Consider the following 18,265-nt stretch of genomic DNA (forward strand, 5'->3'; position numbering starts at 1 on the left):
CCTTAATAATTTTCAATTCGAACTTGACGATACTGGGCTCGTACCATTTCACCATACAATATGATGTGGTTCCAAATTCAAGAAAACCACTTCATATTGTGGATTTTTGGCAAGTCAGAATAGTCTGAGCCCAGTGCAAACTTGACTACTGATCATAAAAATTGGTAGTCCTGCACTTACATGAAGCTGGCATTTCCAGAAGCAGAATTATTCGTCATCTTCTGCACAGATCCTCATGTGGCTGCAGCACTACCTAAAAATATATCCTGCTGATATTCATCTTTTAAAACTCTTTGCTAAACTCTCTCAAAGATTGTGGCAGGGGCCATGCCACCACCGGTACACAGGGAGACAAGGGCATATTTCCCTTTTCTTCTGTGCAGCTCATGGATGGCTGAAACGGAAAGTCGACAACCCGAGTTCCCCACAGGGTGGCCCAGGGCCAGTGCCCCTCCGTTAACATTGAGCTTTTCTCTGTCGGCATCGTACACTTTTTCCCAGGCCAGGGGAATGGGCGCAAAGGCCTCATTGATTTCGTAAATATCCATGTCATCCAGTGTCATACCGGATTTATCCAAAATCTTTTTTGTTGCCGGAAGTGGTCCGGTCAGCATCAGTCTGGGATCTGACCCCACAACGGTGTTGGCTACAATGCGGGCAAGGGGTGTCAGATTCAACTCTTTTACCTTGTCCTCACCCATCAAAATAATGGAAGAACTGCCGTCGGTGATGGTACTGGAAAGACCCGCCGTAAGCCACTCGGTACCGGGCAGTGGTTTCAACCCATCCAGGGTTTCAAAGGTGGTCTGGGGACGTACAGGTTCATCCGTGTCCCGGATAATCTCGTTGCCCTCCTTGTCCAGCCCCTTCATAGGCACTATCTCATTTTTGAAATAGCCTTCACTGTTGGCGCGATGCGCCTTCTGGTGACTCTGTACGGCAAGTTCCTGACACGCCTCTTTGGTGATACCATAGGTGTCGGCAATCTTCTGGGCCGCAACAATCTGGTTGGGGGCACCAAACCGTTCCATGTACAATTTTCCCCATGGATTGCCCATGGGCTGTTTGGTGTAAAGGGTACCGTTGACATCGGACAACATGGTATACTTGGACATCAATTCACACCCCGAGGCAATGACCACGTCCATGTTTCCCGATGCGATCATACCATGGGCCATCTGAATGGCGGAAAGGCTGCTGCCACACTGCCGGTTTATGGCAATACCGGGAATGGTTTCAGGCAAAATATCCGATGCAAGCACACCCATTCTGGCAAGGGTAAATCCCTGTTCTCCCACCTGATATACACAGCCGGTGATCACATCATCCACCAGGTTGGGATCCAAATCAATTTTTTTAATGGACGCATCCAGAACTGTGGCCAAAAGCCGTGGGGCTTCCCATTCCCTGAGATACCCTTTCTGTTTTCCCACCGGTGTCCTCACCGCACTTACGATATAAACTTCCTTCATTTTCGTCTCCTGTTTTTCATTATTTCAACCTGATGGTATGGTAAAAAATCCAACCCTTATCCTTGATGGTCTCGTAAAAAGTCCAGATCTCCTTCCCTTGTTACGCCATGCGGTGCCCAATGCGAATTTAAACCCAATATGATGTGGTTAAAAAATCATAGCCCGACTTTTTACAGGTCCATCACCTTTGGTACTTCAACTATCTTCCACTGAACACGGGGCGTCTTCGCTCTACACGGGACAATACGGCTTCTTTGAAATCAGATGAGGTAATGGCCTTGTTCAATCCCACATTTTCATTGTCAAGGGCCGTTGCAAAACTATCAATTAAGGGTTTATGGATGGCTTGCTTGCACATTTTTACAGCCATTGCCGCTCCGTTGGGGGGAATTAATGCACTGGCTTTTTTTATTGCATGGGCCAGCAGCTCTTCATGGGGAACCACTTCGTTGATCAGCCCCATGTCAGACAGTTGCTGGGCCGGAATCGGTTTTCCAAAAAACATCATCTCCTTGGCCTTCTGAAATCCCATCAACCGCGGTAAAATATAGCTGGAGGCAAATTCCGGAATAATCCCCAGTGACACAAAGGGAATCTGTGCCCATGCATGTTCCGATGCATAGATAAGGTCTGCACATGACAGGGGCATGGTAAAACCGGCCCCCACGGCATAGCCGTTGATGGCGGCGATGACAGGTTTGTCCAGTTCCCACATTTTCAAGGTCAGTTTTTTCTGTGCGATGTCCGTAAGATCCATTTGGGCCTTGATCTCTTCATCTAAAGAGGCATCGTCGGACAAGGGGCCTTCCGCAGGATTAAAATAGCCCCCGCTGCAAAACGGCTCTTTGGTGGCATCTTTCTTTGGATTTTCACCATTTCCGGTGATAATCATGGCCGTTGCCGTGTCATCATTGTCAAGGGCGTCTGCCGCCCACCACAATTCAAGGAATGAATAGGCGGTGAGGGCATTCTTTCTTTCAGGCCGGTTCAAGGTTACCACCACTACCCCTGTGCCTTCATCCTTATCGTAACTAATATCTTTAAAATCAGAGGGTTTCATCACATCGTTTTCCTTATTCTCGGGTTGATCATAATTGTTTTTTTATATGAAACTTTCATCGAAGCATTACCATCGGCAGTGTTTCATCTTTTGTTGTGGCCAGAACCCATACCTTGCTCCGGCCATGCCGGTTATAAAAAACGCCAGCATCAAAGCATTAACAAAGCGATTTAGAAGAGGATAACAACTCCTTTGCGATGATCTGCTTCATGATCTCATTGGTACCGGCATAAATGGAAAGGACCCGGACATCATTAAAGGCATCCACCAGGGGACAGTTCCCTTCAATGCCTCCCATCTCTTCCAGCAGATCCATACAGCGACTGGAAATGCGTTTGGCCGAATCCGTGGTTGAAAATTTGGCCATGGACGTTTCAAGTATCACGTTTTCGCCGGCCATGTGGCTGAGCACAAGACCATTCACAAAGGCCTTTTCCATCTTGAGTTCAGTGACCATCTCCGCCAGGGCAAACTGGGATGCCTGGGATCGTGCCAGGTGGCTCTTATCGGCCAGGGCCTGTCTGAAATAATTCACGGTCCACTCCAGGCAAAATTCAGAACAGGCAACAGCACTGACAGCACAGACCAGCCGCTCCTGCTGGAGTTTATTCATCAAAAGTTTAAACCCTGCGCCCTTTGGCCCCAGTCGACCGGATACAGGTATTTTACAATTATTAAAAAAAAGCTCGGTGGTATCCTGACTGTGCATGCCCATCTTTTCAAACTGAACCCCCTTTTTAAGCCCCGGGGTGTCTGCTTCCACCAGAAAAAGAGAGATGGCCTTGTGGGGATTTTTCTCCTGGGGATCCCGGGCGGCAAGTACAATGAGGTCACAGTTGACCCCATTGGATATAAAGGTTTTGCTGCCGTTGATGATAATATGATCATCTTGTTCAACGGCGGTGGTGACCATGGAGGCAAGGTCGCTGCCGGCATCGGGTTCTGTCATGGCAACAGCGGTGATGATATCACCGACCACACACCCGGGAAGATAGGCCATCTTCTGAGCCTCTGTTGCGTAAGCTGTGATATAGGGGACCACCACTTCACTGTGCAGATAGGCAAACAGTCCCAGATAATTAGCCCGTGCAATCTCCTCGATGACGATCACCGAATATAGAAAATCCTGGCCCGCACCGCCATACGCCTTTTCAACGGTGGGGCATAGAAATCCGTTCTTCCCCAGTTTTTTCCAAATATCTTTGGGAATCAGCTGGGCATTGTCCCACTGGTTTTTATGGGGCAGAATGTCGGTCTCCAAAAATGATCTGAAACGTTGTCGATATTCATGGTGTTCATCTGTATAATTTATTATTTCCATGATTTTGTCCCTCGTCCCTTATTTTGTCCGGATTTTACCGATGGTTTCACTGGCGATGATTTCATTCTGATAACTTTCAGGTGTTTCAAAAAGTGCCGTGGCCTTGGCATCCCTGTAAAATCGTTCCACTTCGGACTCCCCCATATACCCGTATCCACCAAACAGCTGAATGGCCTCATCACTGACAGCCATGGCCGTTTCACAGGCATTCTTCTTTGCCATGGCAGCTATGTGTTCAAGTTTTTTTCCCCCATTGTCAAACTTTGATGCAGCCGTGTAGGTCATGAGCCGTGACATCTCAATCTGTGTGGCCATGTCCGCCAGCTTGTTCCGGGTCACCTGGAACTGGGCCAATTTCTTTCCAAACTGTTCTCTCTGTTTTACATGCTCCAGTGCTCGATCAAAGGCCCCCTGGGCAATGCCAACGGCCTGGGCTGCACTTGCAATGTGACTTTCAATGAAAAACCGTCGCAGCTGGGCAATGCCCTTTCCCGGTTTTCCCAGCAGATGATTTTCGGGAACTGATACGTCGTTAAAAGCGACCTGGGCCGTTGAGATCATATTGTTGCCTATTTTTCGTCCTGAATCTGTTACGGAAATACCCTTGCTTTCAGCATCCACCAGAATCATGTGAAAGGCATCTGTGGAAGCCTTTTGGGATCTATCCCTGCACAGAACAATGTAAAAACCGGCATTGGTACCGTTCATCACATTGTTTTTGATACCATTGATAATCCACCTGCCCTCTTGCTGGATTGCAATGGTATTTTGTGATAAAAAATTTAACCCGATACCTGGCTCTGAAAAACAACCCCCTGAAAAGATCTCGCCGTCCAGCAACCTGGGAAGGTAGTGTTCCTTTAATTTATCATTGCCAAAACGCAACAGACATTCCGATGCATATCCCCACAACGTCAATGCCTTGCCCATGGTAGCGTCTTTACGGCAAAAGGTTTCACTGACAAGACAATTTTCCACCTGCCCCATTCCGCCACCCAGATATGTTTCATCAAAATGCACGCCAAGAAATCCAAGCTCAGCTGCCTGGCGCAATATTTTTTCTGGAAATTTTCCCTCTTTTTCCATTTTAAAAGAGATATCTTTGTCCAGCTCACCCTTTACAAATTCCAGCGCTGCTTTTTGAATCCCCTTTTGAGATTTGGTCAGTTCAAACATTTCCCTTCTCCAATTTTTTCCGCACTGCCTGTACCCTTATAAATGCTCTGCAGTATCGACAGCGGATGAATATCATCAAAATAAAAATGTAGTACAGATTTTAGACAGCAATAATAATGCCAACAAAATAACGACAGATTTTTACCACAGTATAATATGGACTTTAAGAGGGATGAAGGGCTGGACATGTCCTGCCTGGTTCTTCTATGGGGCGGGGTTCCATGGGGTGCATTCAACAGAACAACGGCTCTTTTCATGGAAGCTGAAAATTGGTGAAAGCAATGGCAAATGGCCTATTTAACTGAGCGGCGTTTCGAAAAAAAATTGTCCATTTAAAATCCCCCCTTTTAACTATCTAATAAGATAGAAATCAATAAATATACCATATATGATACCCTGCAAATACCTTATATGATAGAGTTCCTTGATAATGTTATCCCGTAAACTTACCCATTGAAGCACCAACAGCAGATCCGCCAGCGGGGACGGCCTGGTTCCATTTTCTATTTTCGTTGTGACAGGTGAATCTGAATCTGGCACAGACTTTGCAAAAGTACTCTCTAAAGATATTTCATTTTTCAGAAATAAAGTGGCGTGCCACGCTGAGATGGAGTGAATGATGGGGTGGATGGAAATTATCAAAGTGCAGGCCGCAGATCGAAGGGCTTCAGAAGCATGCCTGAACTACCTTCGAGCACTGGAACAGCAAATCAAAAAAAAGAAAACCACCGATATCAGTATTTATACCCATGCCGCATTTCAGGAACATCTCATGATATCTCTGAAATGGGGTACTCCCATACCCAATCGACCGGGGAGTCGGCTTTCAAGTCTGCTGGTACAGGAGTTAAAACAATTTGGCCTTGTGGATCTTTCCACCTGGAAATCATAACTATTTATTCAAAGATAAAGGAGTGAAACAATGAAGGCAAATGCATCTGTTGCTGTTGTAACCGGTGGAGCATCCGGACTGGGAGAGGCCACTGTTAGAAAAATGGTCGCACTGGGAGGCAAGGCGGCCATTCTTGATCTGGATGAGTCAAGGGGAGCTGCCCTGGTGGAAGAGCTGGGAGAACAGGTGATGTTCATCAAGACCGATGTTACCAGCGAAGTATCTGTAAAAGAGGCCATGGACCTCACCGTGGAACGATTCAAAGGTATTCATGTGGCAGTGAACTGTGCTGGCGTGGGAACCCCCATGAAAGTGTTGAGTAAAAAAGGCACCATGCCCATTGAGAAGTTCAACCAGGTTATACAGATCAACCTCATCGGCACCATGAATGTGGTGCGCCTTGCCGCAGAAAAGATGGTGGGAAATCAACCCAACGAAGATGGTGAAAAGGGCGTTATCATCAATACGGCATCCGTGGCAGCCTTTGACGGACAGATCGGCCAAGCCGCCTATGCTGCCTCCAAAGCAGCTGTCTCGGGCATGACCCTTCCCATTGCCAGGGAATTTGCAGATTATGGAATCCGTATCATGACCGTTGCTCCGGGGCTATTTGAAACCCCCATGCTCATGGGACTTCCGGAAAAAGCCAAAGCCTCTTTGATTCATATGATGCCCTTTCCCAAGCGTTTGGGTTATCCCGAAGAGTTTGCCCACCTGGCCCAGCATATCATTGAAAACAGCATGCTCAATGGTGAAACCATCCGCCTTGATGCGTCGGTACGACTCTCTTACAGATAACTGCCATGGACAAATCTGATTATGCTTCAGGTTTCCCACAACAAAAACTAAAAATCTCTCTTGATTCCCGGAGGTTTTTTAAAAAGCAATATTGGGGTTTGATGCTGACTGTTTTTTTAGGGGTTGCCATGGTCGTTTAAAATAAACAAATCAAATTCAGACCCCATCATTCTGATTTCAACACTGCCCATAATATAAAGGAATATATAATGATTAAAACTGTATACATCATTGGTTCATACACCACCCCATTTCAAAAATGGCCGGATAAATCTGGAAAAGATCTTACCCGGGACGCCCTTGTCGGCGCATTAAAGGATGCGGAACTCACCGATGCCGGTCCCATTGAAAGTGCCTATTTCTCCAATTGCGGCATGGGCATCATCTGGGATCAGGATCTGGTGAGGGGCCACTGCATGTTTGCCCCCATGGTGGACGAAGGTCTTTTTCCTGAAAGGGTTCCCATTGTTAATGTGGAAGGGGGCTGCGCATCAGGCTCCATGGCGGTTCATCTGGCATGGAAGGATATTTTAAGCGGCCTCCACGATGTTTCCATTGCCGTGGGAATGGACAAATTTTACCACGAGGACATTACAAAGGTGATGACAGCCTTTGAGCACGGCATTGACAGGGAAGACAGAGATCGCCTCATTGGCGAATACCAGGCTGTGGCCGACGAATGCGGTCAGACCTTTCAGTTTGGTCCCAAACGATCCATCTTCATGGATACCTATGCCATGCAGGCATGCTGGCACATGTGGAAATGGGGAACCACCCAGCGGCAGATTGCCATTGGTGCCTCCAAAAACCATTACAATGGCTCGTTAAATCCCAATGCGCAATACCGATTTGAAGTCCCTGTGGAAAAGGTGCTGGAAGATTATGAGGTAAGCTATCCTGTCACTCGAAGCATGTGTGCCCCCATTGGAGACGGTGCTGCCGCAGCCATTCTCTGCTCTGAAAAATTTTTAAAAACCCAGCCGGCTCATGTGCAGAAACGGGCTATCAAAGTAAGGGCATCTACCCTTTCCGGTGGCAAGCACCGCCCCATTTCCGAACCCAGTCTCACCCGCTGGGCAGCCGACAAATCATACAAACTTGCCGGATTGACTCCCCAGGATATCAATGTGGCAGAGGTGCACGATGCCACTTCATTCTGCGAAATCTACCAGGCGGAGATGATGGGCTTCTGCCCCATTGGTGAAGGCGGTAAATTCATCGAATCCGGTGCCACCATGCTGGACGGAAAAATTCCCATCAACACCTCCGGCGGACTGGTTTCCAAGGGGCATCCCATCGGTGCCACCGGCATTTCCATGGTATACGAAATTGCCACCCAACTGCGGGGAGAGGCAGAAAAAAGACAGGTCAAGGATGCACAGTACGGCCTGATTGAAAACGGTGGCGGTGTTATTTCCGTGGAAGAGTTTGCCTGCGGCGTCACGCTCCTTGAACGCTCATGAAAAAACGTTACCATTCGTTCCGGTATCCTGTAGTTGCAAATGTTCTGAATTGAATCAGTCAATACTGGGAAGAGATATCACAATCGTTGCGGGTTGGTTTAATAGATATCCCCTCCGTTCATAGCTGCTCACATGATATGGAATAACAGCTGAACCTGCTGCTCCTTTATCAGGACAGGGGGTTCAGCTGTTACCCAATCCAATACGATCTGCCATAGTATTACCTGGGCACTTAAAAAGGTAAGCGTTAATTCTCTCATTTTTTCAAACCAATACTTATCAATCAAAGGCATTTGGATCATCCATTGCCGGATTAATAACAAAAAAATGACAAGTAGCGATTTTCAAAGACAGTAAGGAGAGTAAGTTCATGCAAACAGATTCATCAGTGCCACGACATGCCATACGCGTTATCACAGCAACTTCACTATTTGACGGGCATGATGCATCCATCAGTATTTTCAGAAGAATGCTCCAGGATTCCGGATGTGAGGTGATTCACATCGGCCATAATCGACCGGCCCAGGAGGTGGTGGAGGCCGCCATTGAAGAGGATGCCCAGGGGATTGCCGTTTCAAGCTACCAGGGAGGGCATGTTGAATTTTTTAAATACATGGTGGACCTTTTAAGGGATAAAAATGCAGGTCACATCAAGGTGTTCGGCGGGGGAGGCGGTGTCATCATCCCCACAGAGATAAAAGCGCTCCATGACTACGGTGTCTGCCGTATTTACTCTCCGGAAGATGGCGGCACACTGGGACTCCAGGGCATCATCGACCATATGATTCAGGAGATGAATTTCTCCACGGTGGATAACAACGCACTGCATCTTGGCGATCTTTGTGTAGCAAAAAAATACCCCACGGCAAATCTCATCACAGCCGTCCAGAATGCCAAAATTAAGAATAACGGCTCCCATCTACCCCTCATGGAAAAAATAAAATTCCGTCAACCAGATTCCGTAGTGCCGGTCATCGGCCTCACCGGTACCGGCGGAGCCGGCAAATCATCCTTAACCGATGAACTGGTATTACGAATGCTCAGAGATTTTGATGACATACACATTGCCGTCATCAGCTGCGACCCGTCACGGAGAAAGACCGGCGGTGCCCTTCTGGGAGATCGCATCCGCATGAACGCCATCTCCACGGGCAGGGTTTACATGCGCTCCCTTGCCACCCGGGAGGCCCAGTCAGAGTTGCCAGATTCCCTTCCAGAGGTGATTGAGGTGGTAAAAGCCGCCGGATATGACCTGATCATCGCGGAAACTGCCGGTATTGGCCAGGGAGATTCACGCATTGTGGATCTGGTGGACATCTCGGTTTATGTGATGACATCGGAGTTTGGCGCACCGTCCCAGCTGGAAAAAATCGACATGCTGGACTATGCCGACATTGTGGTCATCAACAAATTTGAAAAAAGAGGCAGTGAAGATGCCCTTCGGGATGTGAGAAAACAGGTCCAGAGAAATCTCAAGGCCTTTGAAACCCCTGTGGACGAGATGCCGGTGTACGGCACCATTGCCTCCAAGTTCAATGATGACGGCGTCACCGCCTTTTACCATGGCCTTTTGGATAAAATTGAGGAAAAAAATGGGAAATCATACCCCTCTGCCATGGAGAGAACCGGCATAAAACACGCATCTGCCAAGAGTATTATTCTGCCGCCGGAACGCACCCGGTATCTGGCCGAAATTGCCAATACCGTCAGAAATTACCATCAAACCACCGGCGAACAGGCCGCTGCGGTGCGAAGGGTATGGCATCTTAAAGAAGCGCAAAAATCAATACAAGACCATGCTTCCCAAACCCTCGAATCCCTAAAGAGCGCCCTGGACAAAGAGACCACCCGGATTGACCAAGAGACCCGGGAATTGCTCAACCGATGGGAGGAAATTCAGGAGCACTATACCCGGGATGCGCTCTCCTATGAGGTGCGTGGAAAAGTACTCAAGCTTCCTTTGTACACCACCTCTTTGAGTCATTCCCGGATTCCCAAGGTGTCCATTCCCCGGTATGAAGACCCGGGGGAGGCCATCACCTGGATGCGAAAGGAGAATGTGCCCGGCGATTTTCCCTATACAGCCGGGGTATTTCCCCTGAAGCGTGCAGATGAAGACCCCACCCGCATGTTTGCCGGAGAAGGGGGGCCCGGAGATACCAATAAGCGATTCAGACTGCTCTCCTCGGCCTATCCGGCCAAACGACTTTCCACCGCCTTTGACTCCGTAACATTGTACGGATATGACCCCCAGACCCGCCCGGATATCTATGGCAAAATCGGCAACTCCGGCGTGAGCATCTGCACCGTGGAAGACATGAAGCTGTTGTACGGCGGATTTGATCTGTGCGCCCCCACCACCTCTGTGTCCATGACGGTGAACGGCCCTGCTCCCATCATCCTTGCCATGTTCATGAACACGGCCATTGAGCAGCAGATGGAAAAACACAGGAGAGACAACGGGTGTGACCCCAACCCGCAAGAGACAGAAACCATAAGGCAAATGGCTCTTTCCACTGTCAGGGGAACGGTTCAGGCAGATATTCTCAAGGAAGATCAGGGTCAGAACACCTGCATTTTCTCCATCGAGTTTGCCCTTAAAATGATGGGGGACATCCAGCAGTATTTCATCGACCATGCCGTTAAAAATTTCTATTCCGTTTCCATCTCCGGCTATCACATTGCAGAGGCCGGTGCCAATCCCATCTCCCAGCTGGCCTTTACCCTGGCCAATGGGTTTACCTATGTGGAATATTATCTTTCCAGGGGAATGGACATCGACGCCTTTGCGCCGTCCCTCTCCTTCTTTTTTTCCAATGGCATGGACCCGGAATACACAGTCATGGGCCGGGTGGCAAGACGTATCTGGGCCGTGGCCATGAAATATCTATACAAGGGCAATGAACAGTCCCGAAAACTCAAATACCATATACAGACATCAGGGCGATCCCTGCACAGCCAGGATATCCAATTCAATGATATCCGCACCACCCTCCAGGCTTTGTGCGCCATCTATGACAACTGCAACAGCCTGCACACCAACGCCTTTGACGAAGCCATCACCACCCCTTCCAGCGAATCGGTGCGAAGGGCCCTGGCCGTGCAGCTGATCATCAACCGGGAGTGGGGACTTGCCAAAAATGAAAATACCCTCCAGGGCAGCTTTATTGTGGATGAGCTGACAGATCTGGTGGAAGAGGCGGTGCTGTGTGAATTTGAGCGCATTGCCGAACGGGGCGGCGTACTGGGGGCCATGGAGTCGGGATACCAGCGGGGTAAAATCCAGGAGGAATCCATCTACTACGAGACCTTGAAACATACCGGAGAATATCCCATCATCGGCGTCAACACCTTTAAAGATCCCGAAGCCGATTATGAAGAGATGATGTCCTGCCTTGAGCTGTCACGCTCCACCACAAAACAAAAGGATGAGCAGCTTAGCCGTCTGGAAACATTCAGGGGAACTCATAAAAACCAGGGAAAAGAGGCTCTTGAGCGTCTGCAGCAAAGTGTTTTGAACCAGGGAAACATCTTTAACGAGCTGATGGAAACGGTAAAATACGCCTCCCTTGGTGCCATCACCCAGGCCCTTTACGATGTGGGAGGGCAGTACAGAAGAAACATGTAAATTAACACTGTGCCCATCATTGAAAAGCAACATACTCTATTAAATCTTTCATATAAAAACTATGGAGACCAACAATGACAAAAAAAATCAGACAGGCTGCAGTTATCGGATCCGGTATCATGGGAGGGGGTATTGCCGCCCTTCTGGCCAGTTCAGGCGTCAAGGTGCTGCTCCTTGATATCGTTCCCTTTGATCTCACCGACGACGAAAAAAAAGATCCGACCCAGCGCAACCGCATTGTCAAGGCGGGACTGGATGCTGTTGTTAAATCCCGCCCTGCCCTTTTGATGAGCCCCGGTGATGCAGCCCGCATTGAAATCGGTAATCTGGAAGATGATTTTGACAAGCTTGCAACCTGCGACTGGATTTGTGAAGTGGTGGTGGAAAATCTAAAAATCAAGCAGCAGCTTTTTGCCCGCATTGAAACCATCCGCAAACCAGATGCCATCATCACCACCAACACCTCAGGCATTCCGCTAAAGGAGATCTCCCGGGAGCTTGGTCCGGAATTTAAAGCGCATTTCATGGGAACCCACTTTTTTAATCCCGTGCGATACATGCATCTTCTGGAACTGATCCCGGGTGAGGAGACCCGCAAAGAGATCTTTGATTTCATGGCGAAATTTGGCGAAAAACAGCTGGGCAAGGGCATTGTCTGGGCCAAGGATACCCCCAACTTTGTGGGCAACCGCATCGGCATCCAGAACATGGGCAGTGCCATGAATGCCATGGTGGAAGCGGGCCTCACCATCCCTGAGGTGGATGCCCTTTTCGGCCCTGCCATGGGTCGTCCCAAAACAGCTGTGTTCAAGACATCGGATCTGGTGGGCCTTGACACCTTGAGCCATGTGTTTCAAAACGCCCATGACATGTGCACAGATGATGAACAGCGGGAAACGTTCAAGCTTCCTGATTTTCTTAAAAAAATGGTGGAGAACAACCTTCTTGGCAACAAGACAAGGGCCGGTTTCTACAAAACAGAAAAGACCAAAGAGGGAAAAAGGGTTCGAAAGGTTATCAATCCCGTTACCCTTGAATATGAGGCCATCACGACGCCAGATTTCCCCTGCCTGACAGCTGCCAAAAAGGCACGCACCCTTGAGGATAAAATCGCCGCCATCTTAAAGGGAGATGACAAAGGCGCCATTTTTGCCTGGAAAATGGCGGCCAACAGTTTTCTGTATGCCGCCTGCAGAATCCCTGAAATATCCGACACAATCATTGAAATCGACAACGCCATGAAGTGGGGATATAATTTTACCAAGGGCCCCTTTGAAATCTGGGATGCCTATGGTGTTGCAGCGGCTGTGGAGCGCATGAAGGCAGACGGCATATCCATCCCCGCCCATGTACAGGCCATGGTGGATGGCGGCAACGAAACTTTTTACAAGCTTGAAAACGGTGTTCACCTCTACTATGACTTTGCTTCCAACACGTATAAAGAGGTTCCTAACAGCCGGGCAAAAATCTCTCTTGCCGCCGCCAAAGGCAGCGGTAAAACGGTCCTGGGCAACGATTCCGCAAGCCTTGTGGACATCGGCGACGATGTTTTCTGCCTTGAATTTCACACCAAAATGAATGCCATCAACGGCAAAATCGTGGATATTCTGGATGATGTTCTTGAATATGTGGACAAAAACGGTGCAGGGCTGGTCATTGGAAATCAGGCTGGCGGCACACCGGGTGCCTTTTCCGCCGGTGCAGACCTTTATTTTGTCTCTAATCTGGCAAAGGAAAAAAAATTCACCGAACTGGACGATTTTCTCAACAGGGTTCAAACCGCCATTCAGAATGCACGATATGCGCACTTCCCTGTGGTGGCGGCCCCCTATGGCATGACCCTTGGCGGTGGTTGCGAAGTGTGCTTTGGTGCCGATAAAATAGTTGCCCATGCAGAGCTGTACCTTGGACTGGTTGAGATCGGTGTGGGACTTCTACCGGCCGGTGGCGGCTGCATGAACATCTGGAAACGATTTGTCACGTTACTTCCAGACAGTGCTGCCAAACAGACAGACCTTACAAAACTATTTGTTGATGCCTTCATGAACGTGGGCAGTGCCAAAGTGTCCACATCTGCTGCCCATGCACGTTCCAACGGTTTTCTGGTGCCGGGTGACCGCATTGTTTTCAACCGGGACAATCTCATTGGAGAGGCCAAAAAAGATGTGCTGAAAATGGTGGATGAAGGGTATGCCCCCGAGATCATGAACCCTTTACTGGTCATGGGAAGTGCCGGTCAGGAAATGGTCAATGCCAAGATTTCTAAAATGGTACAGGGCGGCTACATGAGTGAGTACGATGCCTTTCTGGCCAAACGCATCGCATTTGTTATGAGTGGCGGAGAGGTCAACAATAAAAGCCAGGTAATGGAAAAGGCGCTTCTAAAGCTTGAAAGGGAAGCATTCCTTGATTTTGTCAGGGAGGAGAAAACACTGGCCAGAATCGACCACATGCTAAAAACCGGCAAGCCCCTGAGAAATTAAAAAAAGGATACAGAAGCGTAAACAATAATCAAAAAGAATTAAAGCAAGGAAAAGAACATGTCAGAGGAACCGATCATGAAAAACGATACCGTCAAATTGTCAAGTCAATTGGTGCTTGGAGAACTACCTGCAAGGTGGGCGCGTAGAAATCCGGACAAAGAGATGTTGGTTTTCAACGGCAAGCGCTTCACCTGTGGTAAAGTCAACGCCAGGATCAACGCCCTTGCCAATGAGTTGTTGCGTCTCGGCGTAAAGCAAGGAGATAAAATTTCGGTGCTATTTTTTAACGGCAACGAAATTCTTGAGTGCTATTTTGCCGCAGCCAAAATCGGAGCCATATCCGTTCCGCTCAACTTTCGTCTGGTAGGCCCGGAACTGGCGTATCAAATTGACCATTCCGATTCCGTAGCCGTGATTTTTGACAGACGATTTGCTGCGGTTATCAATGATATCCAAGAATCAATTCCCAATGTTCGTTATTTTATCTCAAATAGTGAAAATTTTGAATTTGGTGATCACTCTTCCAAGCCAGTCGATGACTCTGAGGGAATGGATGAAAAGACATCCATTAGCACCATCGACTACGAGACATTCATCTCAAGAGGCAGCACCGATGAGCCCGGCATTTACGTGGATGATGATGAACCGGCCTTCATCATGTACACATCAGGTACTACAGGGCGCCCCAAAGGGGCGGTCATGACCCATAAAAATATCGTGATTAACTGTTTCAACCTTCTCATGGAGTTCACCCTCGACCATGAAGATCGTTATCTTTGCGTGCCTCCACTCTTTCATACAGCGACCCTTGCTCTAACATGTTCCTGCATCACAGCCGGTACCCCCATCGTGCTGATGGATAATTTTATTCCCCATGACATCAAGGATGTATTGAAATCGGAAAGCATCACAGTAGCATTTTTTGTGCCTGCCATGTGGATTGCGCTGCTCCAGGTGCCGGGGATTGAAAATAGTGACACCGCTTCTCTAAAACTCTGCTTCACCGGTGCAGCCATCATGCCCACGGATGTTAAAAAGAGGATCATGAATATTTATCCCAATTCAGGGGTCTATGATATTTTCGGCCAGACAGAGATGAGTCCCTGCACAACCATGCTCAAACCTAAATATGCCCTTGAAAAACCAGGATCCGTAGGGTTACCCATGGTCAATGTCGAAGTGAAAATCGTGGATCAAAACGAGAACGATGTTCCTGATGGAGAAGTTGGGGAGATTGTATACAAAGGGCCGACCCTGATGAAAGAGTATTACAAAAACCCTGATGCAACGGCCGATGCAATGCATAATGGCTGGTTTCACAGTGGTGATCTGGTGAAAAAAGACAAGGACGGTTTCATCCATGTGGTGGACAGGGCAAAGGACATGATCATTTCCGGGGGTGAGAATATCTATTCAGCAGAAGTTGAAGATGTTATTTTCAAGCACGCCAAGGTGTTGGAGGTTGCTGTTATAGGAGTGCCCGATCCTGATTGGGGAGAAAGCGTCAAGGCCGTTGTTGTGCCTGTCAAAGGGGAGGCGTTGACTGAAAAAGAGATTCTGGAACACTGCCAGAAAAACCTTGCCGGTTACAAAAAACCAAGGCACATTTACTTTACCGAGACTCTACCGAGAAATGCAGCCGGAAAAGTCCTTAAAACCAAGTTGCGGTAGTAACTAATGATGGTCTCGGGTCAGAGGGAGTCCATCAAACCGTGCGTACGGGTCCGTACACGGCTCCTCATGTGACATTTATCATTCAAGTGCGCTTAAAGCAATGTTTCATCATGTCCTCTGATCTTATTTCCTACCCTAATCCGTTGATGAACCAACGGTTAGGGTAGGCTTGGGCTCCAATCATTCTATATGTACAATTTCCTGCTTCCGTTGTGTTCCGTTTGGTAAAGTTTGAAAACCGTAGTGGTTTCTGAACCGCAGCCTGAACATTTGAGAGAGCCATTTATTTTCATGGCGGCTTTTAAACCATAAAAACAATGCAACAACAAGGGCAACACTCAATATTTCAATGATACGAGCCCAGTGCCGAATATTTTTTGTTTACCAGTCATCCCCGGGTAACCTCACAATCAGGCAGGCAAACCTGATCATCCGTGCGGGCCATTTCCTTTACAACCGGATCTTCTACATTCAAGTAAAGCAAGTCATCGCTTGCACCTGATTTTGTTGCCAGGTTGTTCAAACAGCTCCTTTTCTTATTGGCAGACGCCTTCTTCAATTTTTCAAGGTTTCCCTCCGGTACCTCTTTGAACTCAAGGACCCCTTTGCGCATGGCAAGCGCCAGGAGCTCTTTTCCCAAAGCACTGCGGACAATCAGCTGGTTCCAACCCTTGTCAACCTCCCACCCCTCGGCGCTTCGGGCAGAACCCACAGAGATATCAGCAAATTCGCAGGTCATATCAAAACAGTAGTTGCAGTTTTCACGGACGCATTCGTTTACCTTGTCAATGGGAATCTCAACGGTTCCCCCTTCAGTATAGACTTCCATGCACGCATGCTTGCTCGGCGGGATGTCGATTCCTTTTATCTTTGTATCGCCAACCCGGTCACGAAGCATCTCCTCCAGGCGCCGCCAGTCGAGAGCCCAGCCACAGAAAAGCCCGATAACGAGCGACAGCTTCTTCACCCTATCCTGGTCCTGTTTGTAAGGCAACGCCCTCATCTTGGCGAGCGCCAATGCCTGACACGGTGTGGCCACCACACCGATGTTCTCAGCCTCGCCCTTGGACGCCTCGTTGAAACAGCCAACGGTGGGCGATACAACGAACTTGCTTTGTGCCCGGCCCGAAATATCATCTCTCTGGCTCACGGTTTCGCTGTCCGGGAGCAGACGATCATTCTGGTTCGCCAATACCGCCTGGTCGATCATCCCTTCGTCAAGGGCCAGGGAAACCAGGGCGGAAACAGTTCCGCCGTGCTGTGCTTTTGCCCTGATGTTTTCATCGGTTGCCCGGGTCATATAGAGGCCTTTGTACGCACCGATTTCCGGCAGAACATCCAGAGGATCGAAAAGTGTCCTTCTTAACGTTTGCAGGTTGGTGGGTGTTCTCGGGCAATAGGCATGGCATCGCCCTCTTTCCTGGGAGCAATCGTATAAAGTAACGGTTTTGTCCTTGTAATACTTGTTGTTGGGGCATAGATTGACGCAGGCGGCACACCCCGTACAGAGATCCTGACCTAGTGCATAGTCAAGACTAAATTTTAGGATTGCCATCTACGAACAATAACCGTATAATGTAAAAAACTATGGAAGGATTTTATGCGGAAAAAATACATTGTTCGATTAACTGAAAAAGAACGTCAGCAGTTATATGAGACCATAAAAAGACTCAAGGGCACCAATCAGAAAGTACGTCGTGCCCATATTTTACTGAAGGCTGATGCTGATGGACCGTGCTGGAGAGACAAAGAAATTGCAGATGCTTTCTGTTGCCGGACACAAACAGTTGAAAATATAAGAAAACAATTTGTTGTGAATGGGTTTCAGCAAGCCTTAGATGGAAAAAAAAGAGAGAACCCTCCGACTCCGAAATTATTAAATGGAGAGCAAGAAGCTAAAATTATAGCGACTCGTCTTGGTGCTCCCCCGCCAGGTTATGCAAACTGGAATTTACGTTTGTTAGCACGTCATGTGGTTGAATTGGAACTTGTTCCATCTATTAGCCCTAAAATAAGCGTGTTTTAAACAAAAAACATCAAAAAAAAGCTCGAAATGCCTTTAATTACAGTGTATATTTGATCCACTACAAAAAAATATAACATAAAAAAGGACATTTCGAGTGAAGAGAATTATCGATAAAAAAATAAATAAACGCAAGCAAAAAATTCGTAAAAGCTCTCTAACCCCCTATATAATGTGGAGACTTTTTGCTCGTAATCGGGTAATAAAAAATGCCTGAAAGGAGCATAAAAATGAGCAGAGAAAAATTGAGAAGTTACAGTACAGAATTCAAGGCC

12 protein-coding genes are annotated in these 18,265 nt (G+C 48.0%); 7 read left to right on the forward strand and 5 right to left on the reverse strand.

Going from position 1 to position 18,265, the window contains the following annotated elements:
• Positions 1-296: 296 nt before the first annotated feature.
• The 4 genes from B9A32_RS14005 to B9A32_RS14020 form a co-directional block, all read right to left on the reverse strand.
• On the reverse strand, positions 297-1,472 hold the full coding sequence (locus tag B9A32_RS14005; RefSeq protein ID WP_084070073.1) for a thiolase family protein: 1,176 nt from the start codon (positions 1,470-1,472) through the stop codon (positions 297-299).
• Between the two features lie 199 nt (positions 1,473-1,671).
• Positions 1,672-2,532 carry an enoyl-CoA hydratase/isomerase family protein gene (locus B9A32_RS14010; RefSeq protein WP_084070074.1) on the reverse strand — a complete coding sequence of 287 codons (861 nt, stop codon included), beginning with the start codon at positions 2,530-2,532 and terminating at the stop codon, positions 1,672-1,674.
• A 157-nt stretch (positions 2,533-2,689) separates the two neighbouring features.
• On the reverse strand, positions 2,690-3,853 hold the full coding sequence (locus B9A32_RS14015; protein ID WP_084070075.1) for an acyl-CoA dehydrogenase family protein: 1,164 nt from the start codon (positions 3,851-3,853) through the stop codon (positions 2,690-2,692).
• 18 nt (positions 3,854-3,871) lie between these two features.
• Entirely contained in the window at positions 3,872-5,029 is a 1,158-nt protein-coding gene (locus B9A32_RS14020; protein WP_084070076.1) for an acyl-CoA dehydrogenase family protein, read from the reverse strand.
• A gap of 628 nt (positions 5,030-5,657) precedes the next feature.
• On the opposite strand from B9A32_RS14020, the gene B9A32_RS14025 reads away from it, so the two are divergent.
• The 6 genes from B9A32_RS14025 to B9A32_RS14050 all read left to right on the forward strand — a co-directional run bounded on the left by B9A32_RS14025 (position 5,658) and on the right by B9A32_RS14050 (position 15,964).
• Positions 5,658-5,921 carry a hypothetical protein gene (locus B9A32_RS14025; RefSeq protein ID WP_139795836.1) on the forward strand — a complete coding sequence of 88 codons (264 nt, stop codon included), beginning with the start codon at positions 5,658-5,660 and terminating at the stop codon, positions 5,919-5,921.
• A 30-nt stretch (positions 5,922-5,951) separates the two neighbouring features.
• Complete coding sequence (locus B9A32_RS14030) at positions 5,952-6,719, forward strand: SDR family NAD(P)-dependent oxidoreductase (protein WP_084070078.1); 768 nt, start codon at positions 5,952-5,954, stop codon at positions 6,717-6,719.
• A 209-nt stretch (positions 6,720-6,928) separates the two neighbouring features.
• Positions 6,929-8,182, forward strand: a complete 1,254-nt coding sequence (locus B9A32_RS14035) for a thiolase family protein (protein WP_084070079.1) — start codon at positions 6,929-6,931, stop codon at positions 8,180-8,182.
• Positions 8,183-8,552: 370 nt separating this feature from the next.
• Positions 8,553-11,810, forward strand: coding sequence for a fused isobutyryl-CoA mutase/GTPase IcmF (icmF, locus tag B9A32_RS14040; RefSeq protein WP_084070080.1), 3,258 nt, complete (start codon positions 8,553-8,555; stop codon positions 11,808-11,810).
• Between the two features lie 74 nt (positions 11,811-11,884).
• The gene (locus B9A32_RS14045) at positions 11,885-14,293 is read left to right on the forward strand and encodes a 3-hydroxyacyl-CoA dehydrogenase/enoyl-CoA hydratase family protein (protein ID WP_084070081.1); all 2,409 of its coding nucleotides are present in this window, start codon (positions 11,885-11,887) and stop codon (positions 14,291-14,293) included.
• A gap of 57 nt (positions 14,294-14,350) precedes the next feature.
• Positions 14,351-15,964, forward strand: a complete 1,614-nt coding sequence (locus B9A32_RS14050; RefSeq protein WP_084070082.1) for a class I adenylate-forming enzyme family protein — start codon at positions 14,351-14,353, stop codon at positions 15,962-15,964.
• Positions 15,965-16,355: 391 nt separating this feature from the next.
• On the opposite strand, the gene B9A32_RS14055 is transcribed toward B9A32_RS14050, so the two are convergent.
• On the reverse strand, positions 16,356-17,522 hold the full coding sequence (locus tag B9A32_RS14055; RefSeq protein WP_084070083.1) for a Coenzyme F420 hydrogenase/dehydrogenase, beta subunit C-terminal domain: 1,167 nt from the start codon (positions 17,520-17,522) through the stop codon (positions 16,356-16,358).
• Positions 17,523-17,567: 45 nt separating this feature from the next.
• Between B9A32_RS14055 and B9A32_RS21395 the strand changes: the two genes are divergently transcribed.
• Positions 17,568-17,993 (forward strand): helix-turn-helix domain-containing protein, encoded by a 426-nt coding sequence (locus tag B9A32_RS21395; RefSeq protein WP_170923837.1) that lies wholly within the window; start codon positions 17,568-17,570, stop codon positions 17,991-17,993.
• Positions 17,994-18,265 lie beyond the last annotated feature (272 nt).

This window comes from Desulfocicer vacuolatum DSM 3385, assembly GCF_900176365.1.
Lineage (GTDB): Bacteria > Desulfobacterota > Desulfobacteria > Desulfobacterales > Desulfobacteraceae > Desulfocicer > Desulfocicer vacuolatum.

Coding starts and splice junctions, on each gene's coding strand:
- B9A32_RS14005 (WP_084070073.1), bottom strand. CDS start 1,472: ATGAAGGAAGTTTATATCGTAAGTGCGGTGAGGACACCGGTGGGAAAA.
- B9A32_RS14010 (WP_084070074.1), bottom strand. CDS start 2,532: ATGAAACCCTCTGATTTTAAAGATATTAGTTACGATAAGGATGAAGGC.
- B9A32_RS14015 (WP_084070075.1), bottom strand. CDS start 3,853: ATGGAAATAATAAATTATACAGATGAACACCATGAATATCGACAACGT.
- B9A32_RS14020 (WP_084070076.1), bottom strand. CDS start 5,029: ATGTTTGAACTGACCAAATCTCAAAAGGGGATTCAAAAAGCAGCGCTG.
- B9A32_RS14025 (WP_139795836.1), top strand. CDS start 5,658: ATGGAAATTATCAAAGTGCAGGCCGCAGATCGAAGGGCTTCAGAAGCA.
- B9A32_RS14030 (WP_084070078.1), top strand. CDS start 5,952: ATGAAGGCAAATGCATCTGTTGCTGTTGTAACCGGTGGAGCATCCGGA.
- B9A32_RS14035 (WP_084070079.1), top strand. CDS start 6,929: ATGATTAAAACTGTATACATCATTGGTTCATACACCACCCCATTTCAA.
- icmF (WP_084070080.1), top strand. CDS start 8,553: ATGCAAACAGATTCATCAGTGCCACGACATGCCATACGCGTTATCACA.
- B9A32_RS14045 (WP_084070081.1), top strand. CDS start 11,885: ATGACAAAAAAAATCAGACAGGCTGCAGTTATCGGATCCGGTATCATG.
- B9A32_RS14050 (WP_084070082.1), top strand. CDS start 14,351: ATGTCAGAGGAACCGATCATGAAAAACGATACCGTCAAATTGTCAAGT.
- B9A32_RS14055 (WP_084070083.1), bottom strand. CDS start 17,522: ATGGCAATCCTAAAATTTAGTCTTGACTATGCACTAGGTCAGGATCTC.
- B9A32_RS21395 (WP_170923837.1), top strand. CDS start 17,568: ATGCGGAAAAAATACATTGTTCGATTAACTGAAAAAGAACGTCAGCAG.